This is a genomic window from Pseudomonas sp. NPDC089569, assembly GCF_050280625.1.
GTDB lineage: Bacteria > Pseudomonadota > Gammaproteobacteria > Pseudomonadales > Pseudomonadaceae > Aquipseudomonas.
This window is the reverse complement of sequence record NZ_JBNNVQ010000070.1, coordinates 22,870-31,222: the sequence shown is the minus strand read 5'-3', so window position 1 is coordinate 31,222 and position 8,353 is coordinate 22,870. Positions and strand designations below refer to the sequence as shown.

The window sequence follows — 8,353 nt, the reverse complement described above, 5'->3', positions numbered from 1 at the left end:
CATGGGCATGTACTGGCTGTACATGGCCTGGACCGGCTACAAGGCTGTGGATGACACGGTCTGGGCACGCAAGCTGTTCGTGTTCTCGATCTTCATCGGAACTCCACGGCACGCGCGTTATCGGTACGGGAAACCACTTCACCGACGCCGTCGACATGGCCACTGACCAGATGTCCGCCCAGGCGGGTGGTCGGGGTCAGGGCTTTTTCCAGATTGACCGGGCTGCCGCTTTTGAGGTCATTCATGGCGGTGCAGTCCAGCGTTTCACGGCTGACGTCCGCCGCAAAGCCGTTACCCGGCAACTCCACCGCGGTCAGGCACACGCCATTGACTGCAATGCTGTCGCCCAGCTTGACGTCGCTCAGGTCGAGCTTTCCGGTTTCCACATGGACCCGTACATCGCCGCCTTTGGGGGTCAATGCACGAATACTGCCGATGGATTCGATGATGCCGGTGAACATGGGGTTCTCCTCGAGAACAGAGCCAGCGCCCTAGCGATGGCCGGGAATTATACGCTCGCTGTTGGGTCTGGGATGGCGATGACTCGCCAGTCATCGCCAACCGCGCGAATTTCGGTGATCTTCAGCTGTGGCGCATCCTTCATTTGCGCCAGCGGCCAGTCCAGCAGCGGTCGTGCCGAGGAGCCCAGGAACTTGCCGGCGATGAAGATCTGGAACTCGTCCACCAGCCCGAGCTGGGCGAAAGCCCCCGCCAGACGCGGGCCGGCCTCGACCAATACTTCATTGACGCCCCGGTCGGCGAGTTCGATCAGCAACTGGCGCAAATCGACCTGGCCGTCGTCGCCAGGCACGATCAGGCATTCCGGACCGTTGGCGTACTGCTCTTCCACCGCCGCACACGTGGCGACCAGCGCCGGACCGGCCTTGAAGAACGGCGCATCCAGCGGCACGCGCAGACGACCGTCGACCAATACGCGCAACGGTGGACGACTCATGGCAAGAGCCATCTGTTCGGCATCCAGCCCCAACTCATCCGCACGCACGGTCAAGCGGGCGTTGTCCGTCAGCACCGTATCGGCGCCGGTCAGCACCACACTGGCCTGGGCGCGCAGGCGTTGCACCGCCGAACGTGCCGCCGGGCCGGTAATCCACTGGCTTTCGCCGCTTTGCATGGCCGTGCGGCCGTCCAGACTCATGGCCAGCTTGACCCGCACGAAGGGCAGCCCCTGTTCCATGCGCTTGAGAAAGCCCTGGTTGAGCTGGCGCGCTTCGCCTTCCAGCACACCGCTCAGGGTGACGATACCGGCCTGCTCCAGGCGTTGCAGGCCACGACCGGCGACTTCCGGGTTCGGGTCCTGCATGGCCGCCACCACGCGTGCGACACCGGCATTGACCAGTGCATCGGCGCAGGGCGGTGTACGCCCGTGATGGCTGCAAGGTTCGAGCGTCACGTAAGCCGTGGCGCCCCGGGCCAACTCACCGGCGGCGCGCAAAGCATGAACTTCGGCGTGGGGTTCGCCGGCGCGCACATGCCAGCCTTCGCCGACAACCTGCCCGTCACGCACGATCACACAGCCGACACGCGGGTTGGGGTGAGTCGTGTAATGACCTTTACGTGCAAGCTCCAGCGCACGGGCCATGTAATGGGCATCCAGGATGCCTTGTTCGGCAGATGTGATCATTCTTTCACCGGCTCACGGGCCAGGCGATCGATCTCTTCGCGGAACTCGTTGAGGTCCTGGAAGCGGCGATACACCGAGGCGAAGCGAATGTAGGCAACTTCGTCGAGCTTCTTCAGCTCGGCCATCACCAGTTCACCGACCACGAGGGATTTGACCTCACGCTCGCCGGTGGCACGCAGCTTGTGTTTGATGTGCACCAGCGACGATTCGAGGCGCTCGACACTGACCGGGCGCTTTTCCAGTGCGCGTTGCATGCCCGCGCGCAGTTTTTCCTCGTCGAACGGCTGGCGACTGCCGTCGGTTTTGATCAGGCGCGGCAACACCAGTTCAGCGGTTTCGAACGTCGTGAAACGCTCGCCGCAGGCCAGGCATTCACGCCGGCGGCGCACCTGTTCGCCCTCGGCGACCAGACGCGAGTCGATGACCTTGGTGTCGTTGGCACCGCAGAAGGGACAGTGCATGGTGGCAGGCAACAAAAAAAGGGAGGGCCATGGTAGCGCATCCCGGTGGCAAGACAAGCCATAGGGTTTGCGGTATACAGACGGGCATGATCAGTCGATCCATGGATTTCACCTTGCCGGAGCCGCCAATGTCGTTACGTCCGCTCGTTTTGCTCAGTCTTTTCAGCCTGTTGGTAGCGTGTGGCAGCGATGCGCCCAAACCTCAGCCCCCCACGCCCGGCCCGGCACCGCAACAGGCACAGAAGAAAGCCAGGGAGTCGGCCAATCTGGGTCCGCTGCCAGCCTATCAGCGTGAACTGAGCGGTACGCTGCAAGGTGTGCCGGACGGTGCCGAAGTCGAACTGGCCTTGCTGGTGATCGACGAGAAGGGGCGCCCGCAACAATTGCTCGCCAGTTCGAACCTCATTGGCACCAACCAGTTGCTGCCCTTTCACCTGCGCTTCAATCCGGACGCCTTTCCGGTTGGTGCACGAGTTGAACTGCGCGGCCGCGCCAGTCAGTCCGGGCAATTGATCCTGCATCTGCCATCGCAACTGATCACCCAACCCACGACCCAGGCATTGGGGCAGCTGCAATTCGTCAAAGCACCATGAGAACACCGTCCGACCTGCAACAGGCGCTGGGGCAATTGCTCGGCGATGCCCAACTGGTGGCCTGCCAGTTGCCAGGTACCGAGCTGAAACTCTGGCTGATCGACGGCGATAACATGGACCGCGCCTTCAGCCCGGAAGAAACCCGGCGCATCCTGCATGAGCCCCCTTACTGGTGCTTCTGCTGGGCCAGCGGCCTGGCCATGGCCCGGTATCTCGCTGAATTCCCCGAATGGGTAAAAGGCAAACGGGTCCTGGATTTCGGCGCCGGCTCCGGCGTGGCGGGGATTGCCGCGGTGAAGGCCGGCGCGTTGGAAGTGGTGGCCTGCGACCTCGATCCATTGGCCATCGCCGCCTGCCGGGCGAACGCCGAGCTCAACGACGTGCAGCTCAACTACTCGTCGGATTTTTTTGCCGAGGCCGATCGTTTCGATCTGATTCTGGTGGCGGACGTGCTGTACGACCGGGCGAACCTGCCGTTGCTGGATGAGTTTTTGAGCCGTGGACGAGAGGCGCTGGTGGCCGACTCACGCGTGCGCGACTTCCGTCATCCGTTGTATCGGCGTATCGAAATGCTCGAGGCCATGACCTTGCCCGACCTGGCCGAGCCGCACGAGTTTCGGCATGTGAGCCTCTACCACGCGAAGCGCTGATCAAGAGCTTCGCGGGCAAGCCTCGCTCCTACAGGACGCGCCTTCTCTGTAGGAGCGAGGCTTGCCCGCGAAGGCGCCCTGCAAGACAAAACAGATCCAATGACGCCCCCGCTTCCGGCGCGCCCCTGCCAGGCCGTATAGTGGCCTCATTCACGCTTCCAAGAGATCTCCCATGAGTCAGGAAACACCCTACATTTTCGACGCGACGACAGCCGACTTCGATCAGTCGGTGATCGAGAACTCTTTCCACAAACCGGTGCTGGTGGACTTCTGGGCCGAATGGTGTGCGCCCTGCAAGCAACTGATGCCGATGCTGCAGAGCATTGCCGAGAGCTATCAGGGTGAGCTGCTGCTGGCCAAGGTCAATTGCGATATCGAACAGGATATCGTCGCCCGCTTCGGCATCCGCAGCCTGCCGACCGTGGTGCTGTTCAAGGATGGCCAACCCGTCGACGGCTTCGCCGGCGCACAGCCGGAATCAGCCGTTCGTGCCCTGCTCGAACCTCATGTGAAAATGCCGCCTCCCGCCGCCGCCGACCCGTTCGAACAGGCTCAGGCCCTGTTCGATGACAGCCGTTTCGCCGACGCCGAAGCCGTGCTCAAGACGTTACTGAGCGAAGACAATACCAACGCCAAAGCCCTGATTCTTTACGCCCGCTGCCTGACCGAGCGCGGTGAACTGGGTGACGCCCAGGCCGTGCTCGATGCGGTCAAGAGCGATGAGCACAAGGCTGCCCTGGCCGGCGCCAAGGCCCAGATCAAATTCCTCGGCCAGGCCAGGGACTTGCCGGATGCCGCTGACCTGAAGGCGCGCCTGGCAAAAAACCCGCAGGACGACGAGGCGGTCTATCAACTGGCCGTTCAACAATTGGCGCGCCAGCAGTACGACGCAGCGCTGGACGGCTTGCTCAAGCTGTTCATGCGCAATCGCAGCTACAACGAAGGCCTGCCGCACAAGACCTTGTTGCAGGTGTTCGAACTGCTGGGCAATGACCACCCGCTGGTGACCACGTACCGTCGCAAGCTGTTTGCCGCGCTCTACTGACCAGCCCTTGTAGGAGCGAGCACGCTCGCGATGGTCGCATGAACGCCGCTGGGTGCCAGGTGCCCAGCGTTATCGTTGACGACCATCGCGAGCATGCTCGCTCCTACAGGTTTATTCGATCCAGTGGTAGATCGGCGTATCCGCGCCACTCTCGACTTTCACATCCGCACTGTGGCGCAGACGCACCAACAGGCGTTTGCCCGCCGCTGCGCTGCCGGTCAAGCCTTCGAGTTGATCGAGCAGATCCGGCCCGCTCAACTGCCCGGCCTTTCGCAACAGTTCTCTGGCGACCTGCCACAACGCATCGTCCTGATTCAGCGGTTTGGCCGGCACGGTACTGACTTCGGCTTTTTCGACCTGAATTTGCGCGCCCAGCCGCGCCCAATCGGCGTCATCCATCTCCAGCGTCAAATCCACCGGCCAGTCGCCGATGCTCCCGCGAATTCGCAACATAAGTCCGCTCCTGCACATTTCTGACTTGCATGCTCCCATGGGACTTGTGCAACGCCAAGCAGCCAGTCAAACTCTCCGCACTTACGTTATAAGATTACATAACATTATCTTCATTTTACGTTGGGAGCCCCGTCATGCATCGTCTGCTGCTCGCTTTGCCGTTTGCCCTGTTGCCACTGGCCGTCACCCATGCCGCTGACGAACATGATCATGAACACGGCAGCCTCGGTGCCCATGAACACGGCGTCGGACGCCTGAACGCAGCGCTGGATGGCCAGACGCTGGAACTGGAGCTGGACAGTCCGGCCATGAACCTTTTGGGGTTCGAACATGCCGCCACCAGCGATGCCGATAAAGCCAAGGTCGTCGCCGTCCGCGCTGAACTGGAGAAACCATTGGCACTGTTCAACCTGCCGAAAGCCGCCGGTTGCATCGTGGCGCGTCAGGAGCTGGAAAGCCCGCTGTTTGGCGATAAACCGGACGCCGATGAGGATCACGACGAAGACGCCAAGGACGAACATCACCACGACCACAGTGAAATCCACGCCCACTACCAGTTCACCTGCGCCACGCCGGGCGCCCTGGAGAACCTCGATCTGGCAGCTATCTTCAACAGGTTCCCGGCGACCCAGAAAATTCAGGTCCAGCTGATCGGCCCGAGCGGGCAGCAAGGGGTTGAAGTGACGGCCAAGGCTGCCGCCCTTAAATTCTGATTACCTGTAGGAGCGAGCACGCTCGCGATGAACGCATGAACACCGCGGGGTGCCAGGCTACCCGCGTTATCGTTGACGTCCATCGCGAGCAGGCTCGCTCCTACAGGGTTCACCACCAACCTGACCGGTTACACATGACTCAAGCACTCATCGAATTGTCCGACCTTGGCTTCAGCTGGCCCGGTCACCCACCGCTGCTGGACATCCCGGCGTTTCGCCTGGAGGCGGGGGAAACCCTGTTCCTCAAAGGCCCCAGCGGCAGCGGCAAGACCACCCTGCTGGGCCTGCTCGGCGGTGTGCAAAAACCCGGTCGCGGCAGTATCCGCCTGCTGGGCCAGGAACTGACCGAACTGTCGGCCGGTTCACGTGACCGCTTTCGCGTCGACCACACCGGCTACATCTTCCAGCAGTTCAACCTGCTGCCGTTTCTGTCGGTACGCGAAAACGTCGAGCTGCCTTGCCACTTCTCGAAACTGCGTGCACAGCGAGCGATCCAGCGCCACGGCAGCGTCGACCAGGCGGCGGCCACCTTGCTTGCCCACCTTGGCCTCAAGGACGGAGACATCCTCAGCCGTCGCGCCGATTCGCTGTCCATCGGTCAACAGCAACGGGTCGCTGCCGCCCGCGCCCTGATCGGTCAACCGGAACTGGTGATCGCCGACGAACCGACTTCGGCCCTGGATTACGACGCCCGCGAGAACTTCATTCGCCTGCTGTTCGCCGAGTGCCGCGAAGCCGGGTCGAGCCTGCTGTTTGTCAGCCACGACCAGAGCCTGGCGCCATTGTTCGACCGCAACCTGTCGCTGGCCGAACTCAATCGCGCCGCCACCCCGTCCGAGGTCTGAGATGTATTTGTTCCGTCTAGCCATGGCCAGCCTGGCTAACCGCCGCTTCACCGCGATCCTGACCGTTTTCGCCATTGCCCTGTCGGTGTGCCTGTTGCTGGCCGTGGAACGGGTACGTACCGAAGCCAAGGCCAGTTTTGCCAGCACCATCAGCGGTACCGATCTGATCGTCGGCGCGCGCTCGGGCTCGGTCAACCTGCTGCTGTACTCGGTGTTTCGCATCGGCAACGCCACCAACAACATTCGCTGGGACAGCTTCGAGCATTTTGCCAATGACCCGAAAGTGAAGTGGGCAATCCCTGTGTCCCTCGGCGACTCCCATCGCGGGTATCGGGTGATGGGCACCACCGTGGCCTACTTCGAGCACTATCAGTACGGCCGCCAGCAGCATCTGGAACTGGCCGATGGCCGCGCTTTCGCCACCGACCCGTTCGAAGTGGTGCTCGGCGCCGAAGTGGCCGATGCGCTGCACTACAAACTCGGCGACAAACTGGTGCTGGCCCACGGCGTCGCCGCGATCAGCCTGGTCAAGCATGACGACAAGCCGTTTACCGTGGTCGGCATTCTCAAGCGCACCGGCACACCGGTGGACCGTACGCTGCACATCAGCCTCGGCGGCATGGAAGCGATTCACATCGACTGGCACAACGGCGTGCCGGCTCGGGGCAACGGGCGAATCAGCGCGGATCAGGCGCGCAACATGGACCTGACACCCCAGGCCATCACCGCCTTCATGCTTGGCCTCAACAACAAGATTTCCACCTTCGCCCTGCAGCGGGAAATCAACGAATTCCGTGGCGAACCGATGCTGGCGATTCTTCCCGGCGTGGCGCTTCAAGAACTCTGGAGCCTGATGGGCACCGCGGAAAAAGCGTTGTTCGTGGTGTCGTTGTTCGTGGTGCTGACCGGGTTGATCGGCATGCTCACGGCGATTCTCACCAGCCTCAACGAACGCCGTCGCGAAATGGCGATCCTGCGCTCCGTGGGCGCCCGACCCTGGCACATCGCATCATTGCTGGTGCTGGAGGCGTTTGCGTTGGCACTGGCGGGTGTGGTCGCCGGCCTGGCATTGCTGTACGTGTGCATCGCGGCTGCCCAGGGCTACGTGCAAGCCAACTATGGTCTGTTTCTGCCGCTGGCCTGGCCGAGCGAATACGAGTGGACGCTGCTCGCCGGCATCCTGATTGCCGCACTGTTGATGGGCAGCGTGCCGGCCTGGCGCGCCTATCGCCAATCCCTGGCCGACGGCTTGTCGATTCGACTATGAGGACTTTGAAAATGCCACGCGCTGTCTTCGCGCTGTTGATGCTGGTCGCCCTGCCGCTGTGGGCGGCCGAGCCGAAGGAATTGACCTGGGCGCAAATGATCCCGCCGGACGCCCCGGTGCAAGTGCCCAACATGACACCCCTGCACGACCTGTCGAAGATGAACGATGCGCTGTCCGCCGAATCGGCGCCGGCCGCCAAACAGGACATGCCCAATGCGCCGGTGGTCAAGGCCCTCGACGGCCAGAACATTCGCCTGCCGGGTTACATCGTGCCCCTGGAGGTGAACGAAGACGGTCGCACCACGGATTTTCTGCTGGTGCCGTATTTCGGCGCCTGTATCCATGTTCCGCCACCGCCGTCGAACCAGATTGTGCATGTGAAAAGCGAAGTGGGCGTGAAGATCGACGAGTTATATCAACCGTACTGGATCGAAGGGGCGATGCAGGTAAAAGCCTCCTCCAGCGAACTGGCCGATGCCGGATATCAGATGGAGGCGCAGAAGATTTACATGTATGAACTGCCTGAGTGAATCCGGCAGTGATGTGTCGATTGGTTGATCGTCATCGCGAGCAGGCTCGCTCCCACATTTGGAATGCGTTTCCCTGTGGGAGCGAGCCTGCTCGCGATGAGGCCATCAGAAATACCTCAAAAACCAACCCCACTGCAGTTTCCTTGAGCTGAAT

Annotated in this window: 10 protein-coding genes and 2 pseudogenes; 8 read left to right on the top strand and 4 right to left on the bottom strand. The window is 62.0% G+C overall.

What is annotated here, in order from left to right; all coding sequences use genetic code 11:
- Window positions 1-94: pseudogene (locus ACQKP2_RS22615) on the top strand (heme o synthase); the annotation flags it as partial.
- 4 nt (window positions 95-98) lie between these two features.
- On the opposite strand, the pseudogene ACQKP2_RS22610 reads toward ACQKP2_RS22615, so the two are convergent.
- The 3 genes and pseudogenes from ACQKP2_RS22610 to nrdR all read right to left on the bottom strand — a co-directional run.
- Window positions 99-461: pseudogene (locus ACQKP2_RS22610) on the bottom strand (riboflavin synthase); the annotation flags it as partial.
- Between the two features lie 47 nt (window positions 462-508).
- Complete coding sequence (gene ribD / locus ACQKP2_RS22605) at window positions 509-1,642, bottom strand: bifunctional diaminohydroxyphosphoribosylaminopyrimidine deaminase/5-amino-6-(5-phosphoribosylamino)uracil reductase RibD (protein ID WP_427579597.1); 1,134 nt, start codon at window positions 1,640-1,642, stop codon at window positions 509-511.
- Window positions 1,639-2,103 (bottom strand): transcriptional regulator NrdR, encoded by a 465-nt coding sequence (gene nrdR, locus ACQKP2_RS22600; RefSeq protein WP_007906838.1) that lies wholly within the window; start codon window positions 2,101-2,103, stop codon window positions 1,639-1,641. The genes ribD and nrdR overlap by 4 nt, the downstream gene beginning before the upstream one ends.
- Before the next feature lie 128 nt (window positions 2,104-2,231).
- Between nrdR and ACQKP2_RS22595 the strand changes: the two genes are divergently transcribed.
- From ACQKP2_RS22595 to trxA, 3 genes are all read left to right on the top strand, one after another.
- Window positions 2,232-2,696, top strand: a complete 465-nt coding sequence (locus ACQKP2_RS22595) for a hypothetical protein (RefSeq protein WP_427579595.1) — start codon at window positions 2,232-2,234, stop codon at window positions 2,694-2,696.
- Entirely contained in the window at window positions 2,693-3,346 is a 654-nt protein-coding gene (locus ACQKP2_RS22590; protein WP_427579593.1) for a class I SAM-dependent methyltransferase, read from the top strand. Before ACQKP2_RS22595 ends, ACQKP2_RS22590 begins: the two co-directional genes overlap by 4 nt.
- A 172-nt stretch (window positions 3,347-3,518) precedes the next feature.
- Window positions 3,519-4,391 (top strand): thioredoxin, encoded by an 873-nt coding sequence (gene trxA, locus ACQKP2_RS22585; RefSeq protein WP_427579591.1) that lies wholly within the window; start codon window positions 3,519-3,521, stop codon window positions 4,389-4,391.
- A 111-nt stretch (window positions 4,392-4,502) separates the two neighbouring features.
- Here trxA and ACQKP2_RS22580 read toward each other — a convergent pair whose 3' ends face one another.
- Entirely contained in the window at window positions 4,503-4,844 is a 342-nt protein-coding gene (locus ACQKP2_RS22580; protein WP_427579589.1) for a hypothetical protein, read from the bottom strand.
- A 134-nt stretch (window positions 4,845-4,978) separates the two neighbouring features.
- On the opposite strand from ACQKP2_RS22580, the gene ACQKP2_RS22575 reads away from it, so the two are divergent.
- The 4 genes from ACQKP2_RS22575 (at window position 4,979) to ACQKP2_RS22560 (ending at window position 8,199) form a co-directional block, all read left to right on the top strand.
- Window positions 4,979-5,557: a DUF2796 domain-containing protein gene (locus ACQKP2_RS22575; RefSeq protein WP_427579588.1), complete on the top strand. Its 579-nt coding sequence runs from the start codon at window positions 4,979-4,981 to the stop codon at window positions 5,555-5,557.
- Window positions 5,558-5,691: 134 nt separating this feature from the next.
- Window positions 5,692-6,402, top strand: coding sequence for an ABC transporter ATP-binding protein (locus tag ACQKP2_RS22570; RefSeq protein ID WP_427579587.1), 711 nt, complete (start codon window positions 5,692-5,694; stop codon window positions 6,400-6,402).
- A 1-nt stretch (window position 6,403) separates the two neighbouring features.
- Window positions 6,404-7,669 (top strand): ABC transporter permease, encoded by a 1,266-nt coding sequence (locus ACQKP2_RS22565; protein WP_427579585.1) that lies wholly within the window; start codon window positions 6,404-6,406, stop codon window positions 7,667-7,669.
- Between the two features lie 11 nt (window positions 7,670-7,680).
- Window positions 7,681-8,199 (top strand): DUF3299 domain-containing protein, encoded by a 519-nt coding sequence (locus tag ACQKP2_RS22560; protein WP_427579583.1) that lies wholly within the window; start codon window positions 7,681-7,683, stop codon window positions 8,197-8,199.
- The last annotated feature ends 154 nt before the right edge of the window (window positions 8,200-8,353 follow it).

What these genes read in the sequence shown, in the direction of transcription:
- ribD (WP_427579597.1), bottom strand. Translation starts at nt 1,642, where the DNA reads ATGATCACATCTGCCGAACAAGGCATCCTGGATGCCCATTACATGGCC.
- nrdR (WP_007906838.1), bottom strand. Translation starts at nt 2,103, where the DNA reads ATGCACTGTCCCTTCTGCGGTGCCAACGACACCAAGGTCATCGACTCG.
- ACQKP2_RS22595 (WP_427579595.1), top strand. Translation starts at nt 2,232, where the DNA reads ATGTCGTTACGTCCGCTCGTTTTGCTCAGTCTTTTCAGCCTGTTGGTA.
- ACQKP2_RS22590 (WP_427579593.1), top strand. Translation starts at nt 2,693, where the DNA reads ATGAGAACACCGTCCGACCTGCAACAGGCGCTGGGGCAATTGCTCGGC.
- trxA (WP_427579591.1), top strand. Translation starts at nt 3,519, where the DNA reads ATGAGTCAGGAAACACCCTACATTTTCGACGCGACGACAGCCGACTTC.
- ACQKP2_RS22580 (WP_427579589.1), bottom strand. Translation starts at nt 4,844, where the DNA reads ATGTTGCGAATTCGCGGGAGCATCGGCGACTGGCCGGTGGATTTGACG.
- ACQKP2_RS22575 (WP_427579588.1), top strand. Translation starts at nt 4,979, where the DNA reads ATGCATCGTCTGCTGCTCGCTTTGCCGTTTGCCCTGTTGCCACTGGCC.
- ACQKP2_RS22570 (WP_427579587.1), top strand. Translation starts at nt 5,692, where the DNA reads ATGACTCAAGCACTCATCGAATTGTCCGACCTTGGCTTCAGCTGGCCC.
- ACQKP2_RS22565 (WP_427579585.1), top strand. Translation starts at nt 6,404, where the DNA reads ATGTATTTGTTCCGTCTAGCCATGGCCAGCCTGGCTAACCGCCGCTTC.
- ACQKP2_RS22560 (WP_427579583.1), top strand. Translation starts at nt 7,681, where the DNA reads ATGCCACGCGCTGTCTTCGCGCTGTTGATGCTGGTCGCCCTGCCGCTG.